A 20,673-nucleotide genomic window follows, 5' to 3' on the forward strand; every position below is an offset into this window, starting at 1 on the left:
CATGGCTGTTTATTCTGCGCAGCGTCGCTTATCGTACGTGCATGGACGGGTTGGTAACAAAAACAATTGGGCTGTTGGTTAACAGCCCCGGCGTCAACGACGCCTTTTCTATTCTTAGTGAATTACAGAGGAACAACATGCCTGCACCCATCAGATATGTTCAGGACAGCAGCCAGTTGCCGGATCAGGCGGACGTGGTGGTGATTGGCGCCGGAATTGCCGGCGCGGCGGCAGCGTATGAACTGGCGAAAAAAGGCGTCAGCGTGTTGCTGCTGGAAAAAGGGCTGGTCGGCGGCGAGCAATCCAGCCGCAACTGGGGATGGTGTCGGCAGCAGAACCGCGACGAGCGCGAATTGCCGCTGATTATCTACGCGCTGCGCCGCTGGGAGGAACTGCAACAGGAAACCGGCGAAGAGCTGGGATTCCGCCGCTCCGGCCTGCTGTACACCACGCAGGATCAGACGGAGATCGACGCCTGGGACAAGTGGGGCAAGATGGCGAAAGGCTATGGCGTGCGCAGCGACATCCTGAATGCCGAGCAGGCCAAAGCGATGACGCCGGGCAGCACCACCGCGTGGCTGGGCGGGGTGTCGTCGCCCACCGACGGCCATGCCGAACCGGCGCTGGCCTGCGCCGGGCTGGCGATCGCCGCCCAGCGCCTCGGCGCCAGTGTGATCCAACAGTGCGCGGTGCGCGGGCTGGACATCAGCGGCGGGCGGGTCAGCGGCGTGTGGACCGAGCGCGGGCGGGTGAAAACCTCAACGGTGATTTGCGCCGGCGGCGTCTGGAGCTCGCTGTTCTGCCGTCGTCACGGCATCGAACTGCCGCTGGGCAACGTGATTGGCACCGCGTTTCGCACCGCGCCGATCGAACAGGCGATCGGCCTGCCGTTTTACACCGCCGCGTTTGCCTGCCGCCCGCAGCTGGACGGCAGCTATACGGTGTCGGTGTCCGGGCGCGGCCGGCTGGAGCCGGGTTTCCAGAGCCTGCGCTACGCCCGTCAATTTTACCCTACCTTCCGCGCCCGGCGTAAAAACCTGTCGTTCCGGCCGGGCATCAAACCGTTCCTGTGCGGGCCGGAGGCGCGGGCAAGCTGGTCATTCGACGGCATTTCGCCGTTCGAGAAAACCCGCATTCTCGACCCGGCGCCGGACATGGCGATGGTGAGCGAAGGGCTGGCGGCGATGCGGCGTGAATACCCGGCGCTGGCCGCTATCCGCGCCGTACAGGCGTGGGGCGGCATGATAGACAGCACGCCGGACGCCATTCCGGTGATTTCGACGGTGGAGAGTCTGCCGGGGCTGGTGTTGTCCGCCGGGTATAGCGCGCACGGTTTCGGCATTGGACCGGGCGCCGGTCGGCTGGCGGCGGATCTGGTGACCGGCGAGACGCCGGTGGTGGACCCGACCCCGTTCCGCTATGCCCGACTGGTGGACGGTTCCGGGCTGAAGGCGCCGGGCATGATGTGAGGACCAGACATGACGATAACGTTACGCGCCATGACGGCGGCGGATGCCGACTACGGCTGGTCGCTGACTCAGCAGATGAACTGGCCGCACCGGCTGGAAGACTGGCGGGACGCGCTGCAACTGGGCGAAGGGCTGGTGGCGGAAGACCGGGGGCAACCGGTGGGCACCGCGCTGTGCTGGCGCTGGGGCGACCGCTGGGCCACCATCGGTCTGGTGGTGGTGGACGGGCAGCAGCAGGGGCGCGGCATCGGCCGGATGCTCATGGAAGGGTTGTTAACCGGCCTTGACGGCTATCAGGTGCGGCTGCACGCCACGGCCGCCGGGCAGGGGCTGTACGCCCGGCTGGGATTTGCGCCGGTGGGCGAAGTTCATCAGTACCAGTGTCCGCGGTTGCCGGCGTTCGCCGCGCCCGTATTGCTCGATGGGCAACGGCTGCGGGCCGCCGCGCTGGATGATGCGCCATACCTGACGGCGTTGGATCAACAGGCGCACGGGCTGGCGCGTCCGGCGCTGATCGCCTGGTTGCTGCGTCAGTCGGCGCAGAGTCGGGTGCTGGAACAGCACGGCCGTACCGCTGGTTTTGCCGCGCTGCGCCGTTTTGGCCGCGGTTACGCCATCGGCCCGGTGATTGCCGACAGCGTGGATAACGCCCGTCGCTTGATCGGCGCGCTGATGGCCGAGGTCAGCGGCGAATTTGTCCGTATCGACAGCGATGCCGCGCTCGGGCTGGGAAGCTGGCTGGCCGACTGCGGGCTACAGCAGGTGGACGCGCCGGTCACCATGATCCGGGGTGCGCCGTGGCAGCCGGAGGCGGGCGGAATGCGCGCCTGGGCGCTGATGACGCAGGCGATGGCGTAATGAACATTCTGTATAAGTCGATGGCAGAGCGTGGGCGGCTGTGGGCGGAAATCATCGCCCGCCGTTATCCGCAGGCGCGTTTCTGGCAGTGGCCCGAGGTGCCGGACCCGGCGGCGGTGGACTATCTGGTGGCGTGGGACGCGTCGGCGGACCTGATCGCCAGCCTGCCCAATCTCAAGGTGTTGTTTTCGGTAGGGGCCGGCGCCGATCAATTCGACTATGCGGCGCTGCCGCCGTCGCTGCCGGTGGCGCGAATGGTGGAACCGGGCATCGTCAGCGGCATGGTAGAGTACGTCACCTTTGCCGTATTGGGGCTGCACCGCGACATGCCGTTGTATCTGCAACAGCAGCGCGAACAACGCTGGCAGGGACATCCGCTGGTGCCGGCGTCGCAACGCCGCGTCGGCGTGATGGGGCTGGGCGAGCTTGGGCAGGCGGTGGTGACGCAGTTGCAGTCGCTTGGTTTCGCCTGTCGCGGCTGGAGCCGCACGCCCAAATCCTTGCCGGGCGTGGCGTGTTTTGCCGGCGACGCGCAGCGGGCGGCGTTTCTGGCCGACACCGACATTCTGGTGTGCCTGCTGCCGCTGACCTCTGCCACCCACGGCATGCTCAACGCGTCGCTATTCGACCAGTTGCCGGCGGGTGCGGCGTTGGTGCAGGTCGGGCGCGGCGCGCAGCTGAACCACGACGATCTGCTGGCGGCGCTGGATAGCGGTCGCCTGCGGGGCGCAGTGGTGGATGTCACCGATCCGGAGCCGTTGCCGCCGACGCATCCGTTCTGGTCGCACCCGGCGCTGTGGCTGACGCCGCATATCGCCAGCCAGACCCAGGCGGACAGTGCGGTGAGCGCGTTGATGGACAACATCGCCCGTTTTGAGCGGGGCGAGCCGATGGTCGGCGTGATCGACCGTCAACAAGGGTATTAAACATGACGGATAATGAGCTGGCGGCGTTGCGCCGCGATCGGCACGCGCACCCGGAGTTAGGGGTTCTGGCGCATCGCACCGCTGAGCGGGTGGCGGATTTTCTCGCCGCCTGCGGGCTGGAAGTGCATACCGGCATCGGCGGCACCGGCGTGGTGGGCGTACTGCACGGCCGAAACCGCGACCGTTGGGGCGGGCTGCGCGCCGGCATGGACGCGCTGCCGATGGACGAGCAGAGCGGGCAACCGTGGCGCAGTCAGCACAGCGGCGCGCACCATGCCTGTGGGCATGACGGCCACACCGCCATGCTGCTGGGCGCGGCGCGGCAACTGGCGGCTTATTGCCATACTGAAGCCCGTTTTTCCTCAGGACCGTTCTTTTTCATCGAAACCGTTATTTCATCAGCCCGGTTATTTTCATCAGCCCGGTTATTTTCATCGACCCGGTTATTTTTCATCAGCCCGGTTGTTTTTCATCAGAGAGATGACGCATGCCGATTTGCCGTTGCCCTGACCCCGCCGTTGCCCTGAACCACATCGTGGTATTCGCCCGGTGGCGCCATCGCGACCGGGCGAATAGGTGACAGCATGCCCCGGCCTGCGCCGGGGCATGGTTTATTTCCCCATCATATCGGCCAGTTGTTTTTCATCGGGCAGACCAACGACCTGTTGCAACGCGTTGTCGGCATTCATGTAGTAGATCGCCGGGGTGGCGTTGGCGCCTAGCTCGTCGAGCAACTGCTGGTTGTACTGCAGTTTTTTCACAATCACCGTAGGTGTGGACTCCGGGAACGGCGGCACGGTTTTCCCGTTTGATAACTCAAAGTCGCGCCAGGCCTGAGCAGGGTCTTTCGCGCTGAGGATGGCGGCGGCGTAACGGCCGCTGTCTGGACGGATGATGCCGACCAGCAAGGTGCGGATCTGGACCTTGCCGGACTCCACCCAGGGTTTGGCCATTTCCCAGAACTGCTTGCAGTACGGGCAGAACGGATCGGCGAACACCACGATGGTGCGCGGGGCGTCGGTTTTACCTTCGGCAATCCACGGCGCGCGCTCCAGTTTTTTCCACATTTCCCGCCCCGCCGGCAGGTAGAGCGTTTTTTCAATCAGCTGTTCGCTGAGATTGTTGCCCTTCTCGTCGTACATGTAGCCAGAAATGGCGTGCTTGCCATCCGGCGTCAGGTAAATCGTGACGCCCATTTTTTGATATTCGCCCAGCCAGCCTTGTAAACCGCCCGGCGCAGAAAAGGGTTTGATGAGTTTAATCCCCTGCTTTTCGAACTGTTTGACGGCTGGGGGAATCGGCTTTTCGGCCTGCGCCGATACGGCGGCAAGCAGGGCGGACAGCAGTAAGTAACGGTATTTCATCGTGATATCTCGATAAATTTCATGCGTTGAATGTCATTGTGCCAGCGAAGAAAACCGGGGTGACGGTTAACTCATTCACGAAAAACGCAATGCTTCAGGTGTATGCGCAGTAGCGGCGGGAAAAACAGGTGGGCGACCGGAAACGTCAGCCTGATCTTTACCCGCGGAGCCACGGCGGCAAACAACAGGGGGAGGAGCGGGATAATGTGTTCCATCAGCAGCGAATGCGCGCTTAGCTGGCAGGGCGTTATGGCGGCGGGCGGATCCTCGCTTGGTGCGAACGCCGACGCCGTCGCGCTAATAGGGTTCGCCAGCAGCAGTTGCAAACTGGCGACCCGCTGTATCAGGCAGGTCAGCATGATCAGGCAGGCAAGCGCTAAAAAAAGGTTTCCGACAAGCTGGCGATTTCGCATGGTTATTCCGCGTTGTGGCGCGCGCTGAGGGTAGTGAAACGCACTAATCATAGAGCAGTCTGCCGCAATGGCAAGGCGCTGAACGGTAAGGCGCCTGGCGGTGAGGCGAGGCCTGGTTCGCCGGTGCGGACACGCCGCGAACCAGACCGGCGAGCGGCAGACCTTATTACTCTTGGCGAGGCTCGACCTGACCGGGAAGGCCCACCAACGCAGCGACGAGCGCCGCCACCGTCGGCCAGGCCGACAGGGCGTCTTGACCACTGAGCAGACGGTCATCGATCACGCCCAGTAAGCCGCGCAGAATAAACGTGGCGGTCAGGTGCGCGTCAGTTACCCGCCACGCGCCGGCCCGGTGCCCTTGTTCCAGTATGGCGATGAACTCCCCCATAAACGCTTCATCGCTGGCGCTCCACAGCAGGTAGTCGGCGCCGCTGAATACAATGGCGTGCAATTCTCCCAGCTCAAGATAGCTTTCGATCGCCGCCCGCACCCAGCTTTCCAGTTGGGATGCGTAATCCTCTTTGGCGCAGCGTGCCAGCGCGCCGTTGATATGCTCGTGAAAGCGCCGGATAAACTCAGCGCGCAGCGCATCCAGCAATGCGCTTTTGCTGTCGTAATGGTGGTAGAAGGTGCCTTTCGACAGTCCGGCCACGTCAACAATCTCATCCACCGTGGTGGCTTCAACGCCTTTTGCCGCAAATAGCGCCATGGCGGTATCCAGTAGCTTACGGGCGCTGCGGCGTCCCCGCGGCTGGGTTTTTCTTCCTGTCGCGGCGTGTTCACTCCGTTCAGACAGCGTTTCCTGTGGCAAAGGCTTCTCCTTCCATCGGTAGGACCGGGCCGCGTAAAGCGCGCGCCGGTGACGTATACGGACGGTATTTTGCACTGAAAATAATTCTTTGACAAAAAACCGACTGAAAGTACAAAATCGGCGTAATTAGACTGTCAGTCTGTTTTCTCTGGAGTAGATATGAATCACCATTCGCAGCACGCGCCGTTTGCCCATACCGACAGGCACAGGTCCTGGAAGATCGTTATTGTTACCGTGGTTGTACTGGCGGTGATTGTTTCTCTGCTCTGGTTCTGGCGCGTCAGCCGCAACACCGCGTGGGGATATGCGCCGGGCGCGCCCGTCAACGTTGTGGCGCTGAAGCTTCAGGCCGCCCCGGTGCCGGACCGTTTCGATGCGTTAGGCAATCTGCGCGCCGTTAATCAGGTCACGCTGGCCAGTGAAACCGCCGGGCGGGTGACGGCAATCGGTTTTGATTCGGGCATGACCGTCAAAGCCGGCGCGCCGCTGGTGCAACTGGATGATGCGCCTGAGCGCGCCGACCTTGTCGCCGCCAACGCCGCCGCCGTCTTTGCCCAGCAGCAGTATCAGCGCGCCGATAAACTGGCGGAAACCGGCGCCATCTCGACGGAAGTCCTGCAACAACGCCAGTCCGAGCGCGATCGCACCGCCGCGCAGGTGATGCAGCTTGAGGCGCGGATCCGCCAGAAAGCGATTCGCGCCCCGTTCAGCGGCCAGTTAGGGCTGCGGCAGGTCGACGCCGGTCAGTATCTGAACGCCGGCGATACCGTGGCGACGCTGACGGCGCTTGATGCGCTGTATGTGGATTTCACGGTTCCACAGCAGATGTTGTCCCGCATCCGGCCCGGTCAGGATGTGGATGTCATCAGCGACATGCCGGACGTGCCGGCGTCGGTGGCGAAAGTGACGGCTATCGAGCCGCAGGTCGGGACGGATACCCGCAACGCCACCGTTCGCGCCCGCCTGAATAACGACGCGCAGCAACTGCGCCCCGGCATGTACGTCACGGCGACGGTGATATTGCCGGACACGCCCGACGGGCTGCTGGTGCCGGCGACCGCCATCATGACCTCGTCGTCCGGGGATGCGGTGATCGCCGTGCGCGGCGAATCGCCGGAAAAAGGCGGCAAGGCGGAGTTCGTACCGGTGGCGACGGGGCGTCGGCTCGGCGATCGGGTCATGATCACCCGCGGCCTTAAGGACGGAGACGTGGTGGTGACGGAAGGGCAGTTGCGCATCCAGCCGGGCGCCGACGTCAACGTAGTGCAAAAACCGGCGGCCGCTGTCGCCCGCCCTGATGCGGGTAAGGAGTAAGCATGCGGTTTACCGATATCTTTATCCGGCGGCCGATTTTATCCGTCGCGCTCAGCATTCTGATCCTGCTGGTCGGCGTCGCGTCGCTCTTTTCCCTGCCGATGCGCGAATACCCGAAAATGGAAAGCGCCACCATCGTGGTGGACACCAACTTTCCGGGCGCTACGCAAAATGTCATGCAGGGGTTTGTGACGACGCCGATCGCGCAGTCGATTGCGACCGCCAACGGCATTGAATACCTGTCATCGACGTCGACTCAGGGCAAGAGTCAGATCAAAGCGAAGCTGGTGCTGAACGCGGATGCGGACCGGGCAATGACGGAGATTCTCGCCAAGGTGCAGCAGGTGAAATATCGCCTGCCGCAGGGCGTTAACGATCCGGTCATTTCCAAAATCACCGACGGCGCCTCCGCGGTGCAATACCTGGGGTTCGCCAGCGAACGGCAGAGCATCCCGGAAATCACGGATTTTATCACCCGGGTGGCGCAGCCGTTGATCACGTCGGTTCCCGGCGTGGCGTCCGCCAGTATTGAAGGCGGGCAGACGCTGGCGATGCGCCTGTGGGTTGACCCGGTCAAACTGGCGGCCCGCGGCCTGACCGCTTCCGATCTGGCCGGTGCCCTGCGCGCCAATAACGTGCAGGCGGCGCCGGGCATGCTCAAGGGCGACGTGACGCAAGTTCCGATTATGGCCGCGACGGACCTGCGAAGCGTTGACGATTTCCGCGCGATGGTGCTTAAGCGGGCGGGTAACGGCATCGTGCGTCTGGGCGATGTGGCGACGGTGGAACTGGGTGGGCAAAACTACGACAGCAGCGCGTTAACCAATGGGACGCGCACGGTGGCGCTGGCGATCTCACCGACGCCGGACGGCAATCCGCTGGAGATCGTAAAAGGCGTGAAAGCCCTGATTCCTGACCTGCAACGCGCCGCGCCGCCGGGCATGACGGTCTCCAGCCAGTTTGATACCGCAGGGTTTGTGAATGCGGCTATCGATGAGGTGATGCATACCCTGCTGGAAGCGATCGTGATTGTCATTGTGGTCATCTTCCTCTTCCTCGGCTCGCTGCGGGCGGTGATTATTCCCGTAGTGACCATCCCGCTGTCGCTGGTGGGAACGGCGATGCTGATGCTGGCGTTCGGCTTTTCCCTCAACCTGTTGACGCTGCTGGCGATGGTGCTGGCGATTGGTCTGGTGGTGGATGACGCCATCGTGGTGGTGGAAAACATCCATCGCCATATTGAAGACGGACTGTCTCCGCCGCGGGCGGCATTGCTGGGGGCGCGTGAAATTATCGGCCCGGTCATCGGGATGACTATCACGCTGGCTGCGGTCTATGCCCCGATCGGTCTGATGGGCGGGTTGACCGGCGCGTTGTTCAGGGAATTTGCCTTCACGCTGGCCGGCTCGGTCATCGTGTCCGGGATTGTGGCGCTGACGCTGTCCCCGATGATGAGCAGCTATTTGTTGAACGCCAGCGTTTCGGAAGGGCGTCTGGCTAAACGTATTGAGCATGCCATGCACGGGCTGGCTGGCCGTTATGAGCGGCTGCTGGCGCGCACGCTGCATGCCCGCGCCGCCGTGTTGCTGGTATGCGCCGCGGTGCTGGCCGGGATCGTGCTGCTGTTTATGGGGCTGCAGAAAGAGCTGGCGCCGCAGGAAGATCAGGGATACGTGTTTGTTCAGACCCGTGGGCCGCAATACGCCAACATTCATTACACCGAGCGCTATGCGCATGATGTGGAGCACCTGTTTCGCGCGCTGCCGGATTACCAGAGCAGTTTCTTTGTCAACGGCACCGACGGGCCAAGCTATGGTTTCGGCGGCGTGATCCTGACGCCGTGGACGGAACGGCATCAGAACGCGACCGGGGTGCAGGCGACGCTGAATGCCCGCAGCGGCGAAATCACCGGCGTGTACGCCACGGCGTTCCAGCCGCCGCCGTTGCCGGCCGGCACCGCCGGATTCCCGGTGCAGATGGTGGTGCGCTCGCCGGACGATTTCCGCAGTTTGTACGGCGCGGTCGAGCGCATTAAAGGCGCGGCCTGGGGCAGCGGGCTGTTTGCGTTTGTCGACAGTAACCTGGCGTTTGACAGCCCGGAAGCGAACCTGACGATCAACGCCGCCAAAGCGGGGGAAATGGGGGTCAGCATGAGCGCCATTGCCGATACGCTGGCCGTGCTGGTCGGGGAGAATTATATCAACCGGTTTAACTGGTTCGATCGCTCCTACGACGTGATTGCGCAGGTGCCGCAGGCACAGCGCATTTCCCCGGAGGATCTCGGCGGGTATTACGTGCGCGCGCAGTCCGGCAAGCTGGTGCCGCTGTCTACCGTGGTGGACGTGCATATCCAGCCGGAAGCCAACCGCCTGCCGCAGTTTAACCAGATGAACGCCATCACGCTGTCGGCGGTGCTGATGCCGGGGGTAACGATGGGGCAGGCGGTCGAGTTCCTGCAAAACCAGCCGCTGCCGCCGGGGGCGAAAATCGACTGGCAATCCGACAGCCGGCAATATGTCAAAGAAGGCAATCGCCTGACGGTATCATTCGCGTTTGCGCTGGTAGTGATTTTCCTGGTGCTAGCCGCCCAGTTTGAAAGCATGCGCGACCCGCTGGTGATTCTGGTGACCGTCCCATTGGCGATCTGTGGCGCGCTGCTGCCGCTCTGGCTGGGTTACACCACGCTGAATATCTATACCCAGATCGGGCTGGTGACGCTGATCGGCCTCATTTCCAAACACGGGATTTTGATGGTGTCCTTCGCCAACGACATTCAGAAGCATGAAGGGCTGGGGCCGCTTGACGCCATGCACCGCGCGGCGGTTATCCGTATGCGTCCGGTATTGATGACCACGGCGGCGATGGTGGTGGGGCTGGTGCCGTTGTTGTTTGCCAGCGGGGCGGGAGCGGCCAGCCGTTTCGCCATCGGTATTGTGGTGGTCACCGGCATGTTGATCGGCACGTTCTTCACCCTGTTTGTACTGCCGACGATTTATACCCTGCTGGCGCGCGACCACCGTGCGCACGCCGCTTCTGAGCGCATGCGCGAGCTGGCGCAGGACGCGGGTGATGTGTAAGGCGCTGATGGCGTACTGCACCGCGTTGGTCAGCGGATGCCGCGTCGGGCCGGATGATGTCCGGCCTCTTTCCCCGCCCGGCTGGCGCGCGTTGCGTTAGCGTCGATGCCCGCGCCCAGCGCGGTCATGGGAACAGTCTGGACTGGTCCGCCTGCATGGCTTCGGCAATCAGGCGGAAGTCATGCTCGCTGATGGAGAACAGGCCAAAGCGCAACGCGTAGCCCCAGTTCGTCCGGCCGGCGGTGAAATCAAGGCGGTCCAGCAGCGGGCGGATGGGCGCTTCCACGCCGCCCGCCCAGTCGATGTCGCGGCGATGTGGCACAAAGCCGTCTCCCATATCGAACCGGTAGGGATCGCCGCGTTTTATGATGCCGATGGCGGTGAAATGCTGGTGGCGTTCCTTCCCTTTGAAAGTCTGGTTGGGTGAGTAATAGACGAACCCGTCGCCGGGCCTTGCGCGTTTCAGCGCGCTAAGTTTGCCGTGGCAAACCTGAATGTACCCCCCGTCGAGCGCGTATTGGACGTGTTCGGCGGAAACTACGCCGACCCAGTAGTGGCGCGGTGGGTTCTGGTCATGGGGAAATAGCGCGATTGGGGCATGGGATGACATGGCGTTTCCTTCTCGGTTGAGTCCCAGAGAATGTACACGCGACAGCTGACAGCTGTTGTCAGCAGTGATGGTCAGCAGTGATGGTCATCAGGTCTTTCCGGCGCTGATTCAAGCTCGCACCGGCTACTGGGTCCGTATCGGCTACTGCTACTGAATAGTGCGGTTGCGCCCCTCGCGTTTGGCGGTGTAGAGGTTTTTGTCCGCCAGCGGAAATAACTGATGCACCGTATCCACCAGATATTTGCCCGGCGTCGGCGCATGCGCGATGCCGATGCTGACGGTGACCGGCACCTGCTGCTGGTTGAACATAAACGGGGTGTGCTGGATGGTCTGGCGCAGCCCATCGGCCAGCCGGTAAAACGCCGACGGGCTGTGATTGAAGCAGACCACGGCGAACTCTTCTCCGCCGATGCGGCTGACCAGCCCCGGCGTGGGAATGGTCTGTTTTATCACGGTCGCCACCTGACGCAGGATCTCATCGCCGCAGTCGTGCCCGAAGCTGTCGTTGATGTTTTTGAAATGGTCGATGTCGATCAGCATGATATTGACCGAGCTCTGCAGCGATTTGACGCTCTGGCCCTGTGCCGTCAGCGCTTCGGTAAAACCGTAGCGCGACAGGGTTTCGGTTAGAAAATCATGGCTGGCCTGTTGCAGCAGGCGGGCGTTCAACTGGCGAATGGTGCGGGCGTTGGTCGCCATCATCAGCGGGCTGAAAATGGTGGCGGCAATGCCGATGCGGGCGATGGTGACCTGATGCATAAACAGCGGATCTTGCGAGCCATACAGCGCGTAAACATGTTCCGCGGTCAGAATCAGCTCGGCGGACCCGATACACAAGGTGATCAACCGAATCAGCCACAGCGGATAGACGATGGCGCACCAGGTCAGCGCCGGCAACGGAAACGCCAGAATGGCAACCGGGCCGAGCAACGGGGCCACGCAGATCGACAGCAGCAACAGCAACAGCGGCAGCGCGTCCGGCAGCCGCAGCGTCGGGAAACGCAGCGGGATTTGGCTGCGCAGGGTCAACAGCAGCGGCAGGAACAGCACCGCGGTGTAGAACTGGTCGCTGAACCAGTTGAGAAAGTTGCTGCGAAACACCGCCGCCGGGAAACGGGGCCAGGGTTGTTGCGCCAGCGCGCCGACGATACCGCAGGCCAGCGCCGCGATCATGCAGGCGACGAAGACATACAGCGAACTGATCATGTCGGTTTCCCGGCGGGCAAGGAAACCGGGCCAGTTGAGCAACTGGGTGAGGACGACGATAAAGGCGATATTGGCGGAATTGATGGTAAACGCGGTCAGTCCCCAGCCGTAAAACAGCGAGTCCTGCAGGATCATCGCCGCGTAAGAGACGGCGTAGTACCAGGGCGTGTTCAGATACCGGCAACGGTAAAACAGCGCGGCGATGATGATGTTCACCGGCCAGAAGACGGACAGGTCAAGCTCGGAAAGCCGGGCGTGCGCACCGATGTTGCAGCCAATCAGCGTCACCATGAAAACATTCAGGCTGTTTAACCCGGTGCTGTCGTTTTTAAATAAAGCCAAATTCAGATGCATGCCGTCAATCCACTTTCCGTTTATAGCCTTCCCCTGGCGCTATGTCGCTGGCGGCCTTTGCTGCGTTCTGGCAGCGGTGGGTCATGCGTAGAACCGGTATGATACATCGTTATAGATAAAAGGTATGAAAAAAGCCTGTTTAGCACTGTTTCCCTTCTATTCTATTTCTGACAATTCGTAACGAGCAAGCAAACGAATATGAGGTAGTGTTTCCCTTTGTGATTGGCGCTGGCCCGCGCCCGGCGGCATCGGCATGCGATAAATAAGGGGATGGTCAGGATAGGAGAGCAACGGAAAGAATATAGCGATAGATCATCGCGTTAGCAGCCATCCGGGCGGCATCGCCGATAGGCTTCTCACTAGGTTCGCCGCACGACGACCGCCATACGGTTTATACCCTAAATAATTCGAGTTGCAGGAAGGCGGCAACCGAGTGAATCCCCGGGAGCTTACATAAGTAAGTGACCGGGGTGAATGAGGGCAGCCAACGCACCTGCAACTTGAAGTATGACGGGTATATGCTTTTTAATCCTGTCACAGTGATACCGGGCATTAACTTTTTCTCACATTAATTGTTCCGTCAATAAACCTACCGTAATGACAATCGTCAGGCCACCGGCGATCCGGCTGACGATTGGACGCACCACTTTCCGGATGACCCGGCGCTTATGCGATAAATAACGGTCATGCGGGAAGCGCGATTTCGGGCGTCAGCGGAAACGCCAGGCGGTCAGACGCCGTTCCGCCAGCGTGATGAGCCGATAAAACAGCGTGCTGACCAGTGCTATCAGCACCACGCCGGCGATCACCCGTTCCGACTGGAACAGTTGCTGGGCGCGGATCATCATGCTGCCGAGGCCGTTGCCGGAGGAGATGAAGTATTCCGCGCCGATGGCGCCGACCCAGGCGTGCATCAGCGACAACCGTAGCCCGGAAAACAGCGCAGGCAGCATCGCGGGCAGCGTCAGCCACCGTAGCCGCTGCCACGCGCTGAGGCGCAGCACGCGGGTGGTTTCCAGCAGCGACGGCGGCAGATGGCGAATGCCCTGATAGCTTGCCAGTAGCGCGGGGAAAAACGCCGCCAGCGCGATGAATACCACTTTGGCGCTCTCTTCCAGCCCGAACCAGGCGGTGAGCAGCGGCAACCAGGCAAACAGCGCGACGCTGCGCAGGGCGGAGAGCAGCGGCGTCAACAGGCGATCGGCAACGCGGCTGCGGCCTAACAGGCAGCCCAGCAGACAACCCAGACCCGCCCCCAGCGTGAACCCCGCCAGCGTGCGGGACAGGCTGGCGCTCAGCGCGGATGTCAGTTCTCCGTTGCCAAACCCGGCCAGCAGGGCAGTAACGACCTCATCGGGTGCGGGCAGAAACGCGGCATGCACCCAGCGCTGATAGGTGACCAGTTGCCAGAGCAGGCACAGTAGCGCGGGCAGGCACCAGCCCGCCAGCGAGTGCCAGGCGGCGCGCGGCGTCGGGCCTTCGTGACTCAGCACCGGCGCGGGCCAGAAAATCCAGCGCTGCTCCAGCCGTTGCAGCGCCTGCTCGCCCGCCAGACCGAAAGCGCCGATCGCCAGAATGCACACGAATACCAGATCCAGCATAAACAGCTGGCGGCTTTGCACCATCAGGTAACCCAACCCTTCGCTGGACGCCAGCAACTCCACCGCGATCAGCGATACCCAGCCTTGCGAGAACGCCAGCCGCGTGCCGGTCATCACATACGGCAGCATGGCGGGGATCACCAGCCGACGCAGCCGGGTCAGCCAGGGCAGGCGCAGCGTGCGCGCCAGCTCGTAGAGCGTCTGCGGCGTCTGGCGGATGCCGGCGCAGGTGCAAAGCGTGACCGGCACCGTCACTGCCTTGATCAGCACCACCAGTTTCAGCGCTTCGCCGATGCCCAGCGCCAGCATCAGCAGTGGGATCCAGGCCAGCGTCGGGATTTGCGCCAGCACGTTGAACAGCGGCATGCATAGCCGGTCCAGCGTGCGGCTAAGGCCGAACAGCACGCCGAACGTCAGGCCAAGCGCGATGCCGCCCGCCAGCCCGATCGCCAACCGGGCAAGGCTAACCCGCAACTGGGGCGCCAGTTCCTGCGGGATGAAGTCGCGGGCGCTGTCGGCCACCGTGGCGGGGGAGGGCAGAATTTGTTCCGACATCCAGTCGTAGTGGCTGGCGAGCCACCAGCCGCACAGCAGCAGCAACGGCATCAGCAGTGCGCTGCACACCGCCGACAGGCGGGCGGTCGGCCACGGCCGCGGCGGGGTCAGCGTTAGTTTGGGCATCGTCGACATTATGATGGCGCGCCGTGGTCACTTGCGGGTTAGCAGCGACAAACGAGTGATGCCCGCTTTTTCCAGATCGGCCAGCAGCGCGGCCACCGCGCCATAGTTGGCGGCGTCTTCCGCCTGCACCTGCACCACCAGCTCCGGATTGGCGGCTTTGGCCTGTTGCAGGCGCGCCATCAGCGCCTCGCGGGGCAGGGCTTCCTGGTCGATAAACAGCTGCTGCGATGCATCAAGGCTTACCACCAGCGGGCGTGGCGAGTCGGCCGGCGCCACCGCCGTCGTCTTGGGCAGACGAATCGGGATGCTGTTGGTCAGCATCGGCGCGGTGACGATAAACACCACCAGCAGCACCAGCATCACGTCCACCAGCGGGGTGATGTTCATTTCGCTCATCACCTCGTCATTGTCGCGGGAAGCAAATGCCATGATTACACCACCTCCCGGATCGTCTGCACCGCATAAGGCGCGGCCGGTTGTTCCGGGGCGAGGCGGAATTCCTGCGCCTGCGCCACGCTGTAAATGTCATGGGCAAAGTCGTCCATGTCGGCCACTTCCAGTTTCAGCCGACGCAGAAAATAGTTGTAAATCAGCACGGCGGGCACGGCGACGGCGATGCCGATGCCGGTGGCGATCAGCGCATTGCCGATGGGGCCGGCGACGGTGTCCAGACTGGCGGAGCCCGACTGGCCAATGGTCTGCAAGGCCGCCATGATGCCCCACACGGTGCCGAACAGGCCGATGAACGGCGACGTGGTGCCGATGCTGGCCAGCAGCGCCAGGCCGGTTTCCAGCGAGCGACGCTCGCGCTGGATTTGCTGCTGTAACGCCCGCTCGACCCGGTCTTGCAGATGCGCGACCGGTGTAATGCGGTCTTTCACCCGTTCCAGCGTCAGTTGCGTGGCGCGCGCCAGATTCGCCAGCGCGCCGGGATGGGCGACATCGCGCAGCGCGGTATCGATGTTTTCCTGTTGCCAGAACAGCTGACGGAACTGTTGATTACGCCGCCGTTGGCGGGCGTACTGCGCCAGCTTGAGCAGCCCGATGGACCAGGTGACTAGCGAGAAAAACAGCAACAGCAGGATTACGCCCCCTTCCGGGGACAGCAGAGCGATGTGTTCGAGCGTCATAATAATGGATGCCTCTATGAGTTCAGGGTGAAATCGACAGGAACCACGACCCAGCCGCTTTCCGGCTGGTCGCCCCGGCGGGCCGGTACGAACGACCAGTGCTGCACCGCCTCGCGGGCGGCGTCGTCCAGCGCCGGGTAGCCGCTGGAATGTTGCAGACGAATGGTTTGCACCTTGCCGTCCGGCCGTACCTGGACATTAAGCAGCACCGTGCCTTCCCAGCCGCGGTTGATCGCCACATCCGGGTAAGCGGGCGGCGGGTTGCGCAGATACGCGGCGCTGGCGGAAGGCGGCGTCACCGTTGCAGCCGCCGCCGGTGCCGCGGCAGGGGGCGCCGTGGCGGTACTGACGGGCGCGCTCTGCGGCGCAGGCGTCGCCGGCTGGCGCGGCGGCGACGGTTTTTTAGCGAGAGGTTTGACCGGTTTCGGCGTCTTTCGCGCCGCGGTTTCAGTGGCGCGCGTTGGTTGTGGAGGCGGTGGCGGCGTCAGCGCTTGTTCATCCACTGGCGGTTCATCCACTGGCGGTTCGACAGCGGGCGGCGGTTCGACCGGCGCGCTATCGGTCGCTGGCGTCGGTTCCGACGGTGCTGTTTTTGTCGGTATTGCTTCGGGCGGTATTGTGTCAGCCGGCGTCGCTTCGGCCGGCGCGGCGGCGAATTCGATGGTTACCGGCAGCGGGCGCGGCGGAACCAGCGTCGGCGAAGGACGCAGCGCCAGCGGCACCAGTACCGCGGCGTGCAACGCCAGCGCCAGCGTGAGGGTGAGCCACGTTTCCGAACGCCGCCCGGACAAAGCCGTCGGCCAGACCGGCGCAATCGCGCGGGCGCTAGCCGGTCGGGGGGCCGCGCCGTTGCCCGATGTGTCCGGCCAGTTGACGCTGGCAGCCCCGGCGTACAGGGGATGAGTCATGATGGCGTTACTCCTCAACTGAATAAGAGCCTGACCCGTCTGGGCCGTTCAGGCGGTATGCGTTACTCGCCAACCATGTGCTTTACGCGTCAATGAGGCCGGCGTAGCGAATATTCACGTGGCTGAGCGCCTGTCGGATCGGTTTTTAGCAAAAATACCGGACCATAAAATAAATAACGGCGTTGTCGATTTTTAATCATTTGCTTTTGATGTCAAATGCCATATCTCTATATCAATATGCCGTCTTTTATCGGTTGAGCCTGAATGGAATTCCTGCAGCGTCAGCCGTTATTTATGTTATTTCCCCGCTCAGATGGCATTTACCCTAATCGTCGGCGGGAAAAAAAGGCTAATGCATCATCGGTATAGTTTTTTTGCGTTTGCTGCATGAGGCGGACAACGCCGGTATTTCCTGTTTTAGTTAATTCATAAAAATACAAATGACATTTTTATATTAGCCAGTTTATTTCCCACCCTTTAAATGTTGCCGGAGCAAACACAACAACAGGGTCCGCTGATGACTTTTCACGCTGGGGGAAACATGAAGCAAACGGGAAAACACTGGTTACTGTCCGGCCTGCTGGCCTTAACGGCGTTCTGGCACGCGGGAGCGCAGGCGGCCGGCGCCACCGAGATCCGCATTGCGGTATCGGATATCGGCGCCGGTTCTCAACCGAGCGGCGGCGGGCTGGTGGATCTGATTTACAGCCAGAAACTGCTGGAGCGGGAGTTCGCCCGCGACGGCATTAGCGTGCGCTGGCTGTTTATCAAAGGCGCCGGACCGGTGATTAACGAAGGCTTCGCCAATCATCAGATCGACATGGCGTATCTGGGCGATCTGGCCAGCATCATCGGCCGTTCGCGCGGGCTGGATTCGACGGTGATTGGCGCGGCGGCGCGCGGCGTCAACCACTATCTGGCGGTGTCCCGCGGCTCGCCGATCCGCCGGCTGGAGGATCTGAAAGGCAAACGGGTGGGGCTGTTTCGCGGCACCGCGGCGGAACTGTCGTTCGTCACTGCGCTGCACTCCCGCGGGCTGAGCGAATCGGATATGAAAATCATTAATCTGGACTTCGCCGCCGCCAGCGCCGCGCTGGCCGCCGGCCAGATTGACGCCACCTGGGGCGGCAGCAACGCGCTGGCGTTGCGCGATAAAGGGCTGGCGGATATCGCGGTATCTACCCGCGATTTGCAGGGCGCGGGCCAACTGACCGGGCTGATTCTGGTCGCCGGCGATTTTGCCCGTCAGAATCAGAATTTGCTGACGCGTATTATCAAGGTGCAGAAAGAAGCGTCCGCGTGGGCCAGTCAACCCGCCAACCGGGATAATTATATTCAGTTGCTGGCGGCGCAATCCGGTTATCCGGAAAAATTGCTGCGTGAAGATTTAGACGGTATGCCGCCGTTATCCCAATTATTATCGCCGGAACTGGACTCCGCTTTTGTCGCTATTCTCAAACAGTCCGTTGCACTGGCGTATGACGCGAAATTAATCCGTAAATCCTTTGCAGTGGAGGAATGGCTTGATAGCACATTTTTAAAACATCAGCGCTGATTTGTTTTTCATTCATTATTTTTCTCTCCGCCTTATTTATTGTCGCGCTGACGCGGCAAGGGCGGCTTTATTTAAAAACTGGGGTGGATATGCGCAATAAAAAAACGATGTTCTGGCGATACCCGGTCGTTATCGGCAGCGTGCTGGCGATGCAGGGGATGGCGCAGGCGGCCGATACGCCGACGACGGCGGCAAATGCCGTGGCGACGCCGGACGCCGCGACCAGTACCGAAGCCACGGCGGCCTCCGCCCAGGCGGTACGGCTCAAACGGGTACAGGTCAACGCGCAGCGCCGCCAGGCGCAGCAGCAAACCAGCCTGGCGTCGGTGGTGGAGGGGAAGGAACTGGAGCAGGATCGGCTCTATCGCTTTGAAGATCTGTCGCAGGTGGTCACCGGCGTGGATATCGCCGCGGCGGATGCGCTGGATACCCGGGTGACCATTCGCGGCATCGGCGACGGCGGCGGCAGCGAAATCAACATCGGCATGCCGAGCAGCGTCGGTCTGTTTCTGGACGGGGTATACCTGTCCCGCCCCGGCATGTTGTCCAACGACCTGTTGGATATCGATGCGGTTAGCGTGCTGAAGGGGCCGCAGGGTACGCTGTACGGCTTTAACACTACCGGCGGCGCGGTGGATATCCGTAGCCGCAGGCCGACGTTCAAACCGGAAGTGTCGCTGGAACAGTCGTTCGGCCAGCGCGGCTACGTGCAGTCCAAACTGATGGCGTCCGGCGCGCTTAGCGATAACTGGGCCGGGCGCATCAACCTGTCGCACACCGAAAAGGGCGGCTACGTCTACAACGTGCAAAACGGCCACCAACTGGGCGGCAGCAACAGCAACGGCGTGCGCGGTCAGTTGCTGTACCAGCCGGATGACGGCTTTAGCCTGCGTATCATCGGCGATTACAGCGAGGCGACCAGCTACCCGGTGATGTCGCTGGTGGACAGCTACCCGGTCGGCGGCGTGGATCAGTTCCGGACGCGCGCGGCGGCGGTCGGGGCGCGGGTGGTGGACGGCCGTCAGGTGGCGCTGGACGACGAAACCAAAAACCGCGTCGCGCAGGGCGGCGGCTCGGTGGAAGCCAACTGGCGGCTGCGCAACGGCTATACCCTGAATTCGCTGTCATCGCTGCGTTACTTTCGCTTTTTGCCGGGCACCGCCGACGGCCTGAGCATTCCGCTGTATCAGGACAGCGGCGCGGACGCCCGCGACCGCACCTGGGGGCAGCGCTTGTGGGTGGATTCGCCCAAAGGCGGTCTGGCGGATTATTCGTTCGGGGTGGATTACTGGGGCGAGAATCTGGATACCTTCGCGCATGACCGTTACTACAATAATGCGCGCGTCACCCGCTGGTACGGCAACACCAGCAACACCGGCAAATTCGTACAACGCTTCGGCTCGCTGGAAGACACGGTGTATTCAGCCTTCGCCCGCAGCACCTGGCATCTGGGCGACCGGTTCGACCTGACCACCGGCGTGCGGGAAACCTACGAGAAGAAAACCGGCACCTTCCGCCGCATCAACAAAAACGATTTCGACTCCGGCGATCTGTCGCAGAGTAATCACCTGCCGTCCGCCACCGTCAGCCTTAACTGGTACGCCACGCCCAGCGTGACGCCGTACCTGACGCTGGCTTACGGCGAAAAGGCCGGCGGCCTCAACATCTCCTCCGGGGCGGCGAAGCAGGCGGGCATCGATAGCCTGTATATCAAACCGGAGAAAACCCGCGCCGCGGAGCTGGGGGTGAAAACGCACTGGCTGCAACGCCGGGTGGAATGGAACACCGCGCTGTTCTGGAATGAGGTCAGCGAGTTCCAAACCACGGCCTACGACGAAGAAACGCTGAGTAGCTATCTGGTGAACGCCGGTAAATTCCGCTCGCGCGGCGTGGAGTCGCAACTGGCGTTGCGCCCGGTCGATGGGTTGACGGTGAGCCTTAACGGCACCCTGCTGGACGCCAGCTATCTGGACTTCAAAAACGCCAAATGCCCGCCGGAAGTGACGCTGGCGGCCAACCCGCCCGCCTCCTGCGACCTGAGCGGCGAGCGGGTGTTCAGTTCGCCGAGGCTGACCTACAACGCCCGCATCCGCTATGAGTGGCAAGCCTTCAATAATCTGCAGGCGTTTGTGGCCGGACGCTGGGCCTGGCGCAGCTGGGCCTACGGCACGGTGGACAACTCCGACTTTACCCGTATTCCGGCTTACGGCGTGCTCAACCTGTCCACCGGCGTGAGCGGCAAACAGGACGGACACGCCTGGCGCGCCACCCTGTGGCTGAATAACGCGCTGGATAAGACTTATTACCGCACCGTCAGGTCGGGCGATTACGGGTCGGCGTACGGCGTGCTGGGCGAGCCGCGCACGCTGGGGATCACGCTGGGTTATGACTTCTAA

General features: G+C 62.3%; 17 protein-coding genes. 8 read left to right on the top strand and 9 right to left on the bottom strand.

Features of this window, described 5'->3' with window-relative positions:
* The first annotated feature begins 137 nt into the window (after positions 1–137).
* From CPA59_RS08170 to CPA59_RS08185, 4 genes are read left to right on the top strand one after another with little or no spacing between them, the layout of a single operon-like run.
* On the top strand, positions 138–1,469 hold the full coding sequence (locus CPA59_RS08170; protein ID WP_107759049.1) for an FAD-binding oxidoreductase: 1,332 nt from the start codon (positions 138–140) through the stop codon (positions 1,467–1,469).
* 9 nt (positions 1,470–1,478) lie between these two features.
* A complete protein-coding gene (locus tag CPA59_RS08175) occupies positions 1,479–2,327 on the top strand; it encodes a GNAT family N-acetyltransferase (protein ID WP_107759050.1) in 849 nt (282 codons plus the stop codon).
* The gene (locus CPA59_RS08180; protein WP_107759051.1) at positions 2,327–3,253 is read left to right on the top strand and encodes a glyoxylate/hydroxypyruvate reductase A; all 927 of its coding nucleotides are present in this window, start codon (positions 2,327–2,329) and stop codon (positions 3,251–3,253) included. Before CPA59_RS08175 ends, CPA59_RS08180 begins: the two co-directional genes overlap by 1 nt.
* 2 nt (positions 3,254–3,255) lie before the next feature.
* The gene (locus CPA59_RS08185) at positions 3,256–3,780 is read left to right on the top strand and encodes a M20/M25/M40 family metallo-hydrolase (RefSeq protein WP_107759052.1); all 525 of its coding nucleotides are present in this window, start codon (positions 3,256–3,258) and stop codon (positions 3,778–3,780) included.
* An 84-nt stretch (positions 3,781–3,864) separates the two neighbouring features.
* Here CPA59_RS08185 and dsbG read toward each other — a convergent pair whose 3' ends face one another.
* The 3 genes from dsbG to CPA59_RS08200 form a co-directional block, all read right to left on the bottom strand.
* Entirely contained in the window at positions 3,865–4,617 is a 753-nt protein-coding gene (gene dsbG / locus CPA59_RS08190) for a thiol:disulfide interchange protein DsbG (protein WP_107759053.1), read from the bottom strand.
* A gap of 71 nt (positions 4,618–4,688) precedes the next feature.
* Positions 4,689–5,030, bottom strand: a complete 342-nt coding sequence (locus CPA59_RS08195) for a copper resistance protein (protein WP_107759054.1) — start codon at positions 5,028–5,030, stop codon at positions 4,689–4,691.
* Positions 5,031–5,196: 166 nt separating this feature from the next.
* Positions 5,197–5,841: a TetR/AcrR family transcriptional regulator gene (locus tag CPA59_RS08200; RefSeq protein ID WP_049842649.1), complete on the bottom strand. Its 645-nt coding sequence runs from the start codon at positions 5,839–5,841 to the stop codon at positions 5,197–5,199.
* 159 nt (positions 5,842–6,000) lie between these two features.
* Here CPA59_RS08200 and CPA59_RS08205 point away from each other — a divergent pair, with 159 nt between their 5' ends.
* Both CPA59_RS08205 and CPA59_RS08210 read left to right on the top strand, forming a co-directional pair.
* On the top strand, positions 6,001–7,155 hold the full coding sequence (locus tag CPA59_RS08205; protein WP_107759056.1) for an efflux RND transporter periplasmic adaptor subunit: 1,155 nt from the start codon (positions 6,001–6,003) through the stop codon (positions 7,153–7,155).
* A gap of 2 nt (positions 7,156–7,157) precedes the next feature.
* Entirely contained in the window at positions 7,158–10,232 is a 3,075-nt protein-coding gene (locus CPA59_RS08210; RefSeq protein ID WP_107759057.1) for an efflux RND transporter permease subunit, read from the top strand.
* Between the two features lie 124 nt (positions 10,233–10,356).
* On the opposite strand, the gene CPA59_RS08215 is transcribed toward CPA59_RS08210, so the two are convergent.
* From CPA59_RS08215 to CPA59_RS08240, 6 genes are all read right to left on the bottom strand, one after another.
* The gene (locus CPA59_RS08215; protein WP_049855184.1) at positions 10,357–10,842 is read right to left on the bottom strand and encodes an EVE domain-containing protein; all 486 of its coding nucleotides are present in this window, start codon (positions 10,840–10,842) and stop codon (positions 10,357–10,359) included.
* A 147-nt stretch (positions 10,843–10,989) separates the two neighbouring features.
* Positions 10,990–12,402, bottom strand: a complete 1,413-nt coding sequence (locus CPA59_RS08220; RefSeq protein WP_049855185.1) for a GGDEF domain-containing protein — start codon at positions 12,400–12,402, stop codon at positions 10,990–10,992.
* Between the two features lie 710 nt (positions 12,403–13,112).
* Positions 13,113–14,693, bottom strand: a complete 1,581-nt coding sequence (locus tag CPA59_RS08225) for an ABC transporter permease (RefSeq protein WP_107759058.1) — start codon at positions 14,691–14,693, stop codon at positions 13,113–13,115.
* An 18-nt stretch (positions 14,694–14,711) separates the two neighbouring features.
* Positions 14,712–15,113, bottom strand: coding sequence for a biopolymer transporter ExbD (locus CPA59_RS08230; RefSeq protein WP_049855187.1), 402 nt, complete (start codon positions 15,111–15,113; stop codon positions 14,712–14,714).
* A 2-nt stretch (positions 15,114–15,115) separates the two neighbouring features.
* Positions 15,116–15,814 (bottom strand): MotA/TolQ/ExbB proton channel family protein, encoded by a 699-nt coding sequence (locus CPA59_RS08235; protein ID WP_049855188.1) that lies wholly within the window; start codon positions 15,812–15,814, stop codon positions 15,116–15,118.
* 14 nt (positions 15,815–15,828) lie between these two features.
* Positions 15,829–16,722 (bottom strand): energy transducer TonB, encoded by an 894-nt coding sequence (locus CPA59_RS08240; RefSeq protein WP_107759059.1) that lies wholly within the window; start codon positions 16,720–16,722, stop codon positions 15,829–15,831.
* 541 nt (positions 16,723–17,263) lie between these two features.
* Between CPA59_RS08240 and CPA59_RS08245 the strand changes: the two genes are divergently transcribed.
* Positions 17,264–18,277 (top strand): ABC transporter substrate-binding protein, encoded by a 1,014-nt coding sequence (locus tag CPA59_RS08245; RefSeq protein ID WP_107759060.1) that lies wholly within the window; start codon positions 17,264–17,266, stop codon positions 18,275–18,277.
* Between the two features lie 89 nt (positions 18,278–18,366).
* Positions 18,367–20,673 carry a TonB-dependent receptor gene (locus CPA59_RS08250; RefSeq protein WP_107759061.1) on the top strand — a complete coding sequence of 769 codons (2,307 nt, stop codon included), beginning with the start codon at positions 18,367–18,369 and terminating at the stop codon, positions 20,671–20,673.

It is taken from the genome of Dickeya sp. Secpp 1600 (assembly GCF_003049805.1).
Lineage (GTDB): Bacteria > Pseudomonadota > Gammaproteobacteria > Enterobacterales > Enterobacteriaceae > Dickeya > Dickeya fangzhongdai.

What these genes read in the sequence shown, in the direction of transcription:
- CPA59_RS08170 (WP_107759049.1), top strand. Translation starts at nt 138, where the DNA reads ATGCCTGCACCCATCAGATATGTTCAGGACAGCAGCCAGTTGCCGGAT.
- CPA59_RS08175 (WP_107759050.1), top strand. Translation starts at nt 1,479, where the DNA reads ATGACGATAACGTTACGCGCCATGACGGCGGCGGATGCCGACTACGGC.
- CPA59_RS08180 (WP_107759051.1), top strand. Translation starts at nt 2,327, where the DNA reads ATGAACATTCTGTATAAGTCGATGGCAGAGCGTGGGCGGCTGTGGGCG.
- CPA59_RS08185 (WP_107759052.1), top strand. Translation starts at nt 3,256, where the DNA reads ATGACGGATAATGAGCTGGCGGCGTTGCGCCGCGATCGGCACGCGCAC.
- dsbG (WP_107759053.1), bottom strand. Translation starts at nt 4,617, where the DNA reads ATGAAATACCGTTACTTACTGCTGTCCGCCCTGCTTGCCGCCGTATCG.
- CPA59_RS08195 (WP_107759054.1), bottom strand. Translation starts at nt 5,030, where the DNA reads ATGCGAAATCGCCAGCTTGTCGGAAACCTTTTTTTAGCGCTTGCCTGC.
- CPA59_RS08205 (WP_107759056.1), top strand. Translation starts at nt 6,001, where the DNA reads ATGAATCACCATTCGCAGCACGCGCCGTTTGCCCATACCGACAGGCAC.
- CPA59_RS08210 (WP_107759057.1), top strand. Translation starts at nt 7,158, where the DNA reads ATGCGGTTTACCGATATCTTTATCCGGCGGCCGATTTTATCCGTCGCG.
- CPA59_RS08215 (WP_049855184.1), bottom strand. Translation starts at nt 10,842, where the DNA reads ATGTCATCCCATGCCCCAATCGCGCTATTTCCCCATGACCAGAACCCA.
- CPA59_RS08220 (WP_049855185.1), bottom strand. Translation starts at nt 12,402, where the DNA reads ATGCATCTGAATTTGGCTTTATTTAAAAACGACAGCACCGGGTTAAAC.
- CPA59_RS08225 (WP_107759058.1), bottom strand. Translation starts at nt 14,693, where the DNA reads ATGTCGACGATGCCCAAACTAACGCTGACCCCGCCGCGGCCGTGGCCG.
- CPA59_RS08230 (WP_049855187.1), bottom strand. Translation starts at nt 15,113, where the DNA reads ATGGCATTTGCTTCCCGCGACAATGACGAGGTGATGAGCGAAATGAAC.
- CPA59_RS08235 (WP_049855188.1), bottom strand. Translation starts at nt 15,814, where the DNA reads ATGACGCTCGAACACATCGCTCTGCTGTCCCCGGAAGGGGGCGTAATC.
- CPA59_RS08240 (WP_107759059.1), bottom strand. Translation starts at nt 16,722, where the DNA reads ATGACTCATCCCCTGTACGCCGGGGCTGCCAGCGTCAACTGGCCGGAC.
- CPA59_RS08245 (WP_107759060.1), top strand. Translation starts at nt 17,264, where the DNA reads ATGAAGCAAACGGGAAAACACTGGTTACTGTCCGGCCTGCTGGCCTTA.
- CPA59_RS08250 (WP_107759061.1), top strand. Translation starts at nt 18,367, where the DNA reads ATGCGCAATAAAAAAACGATGTTCTGGCGATACCCGGTCGTTATCGGC.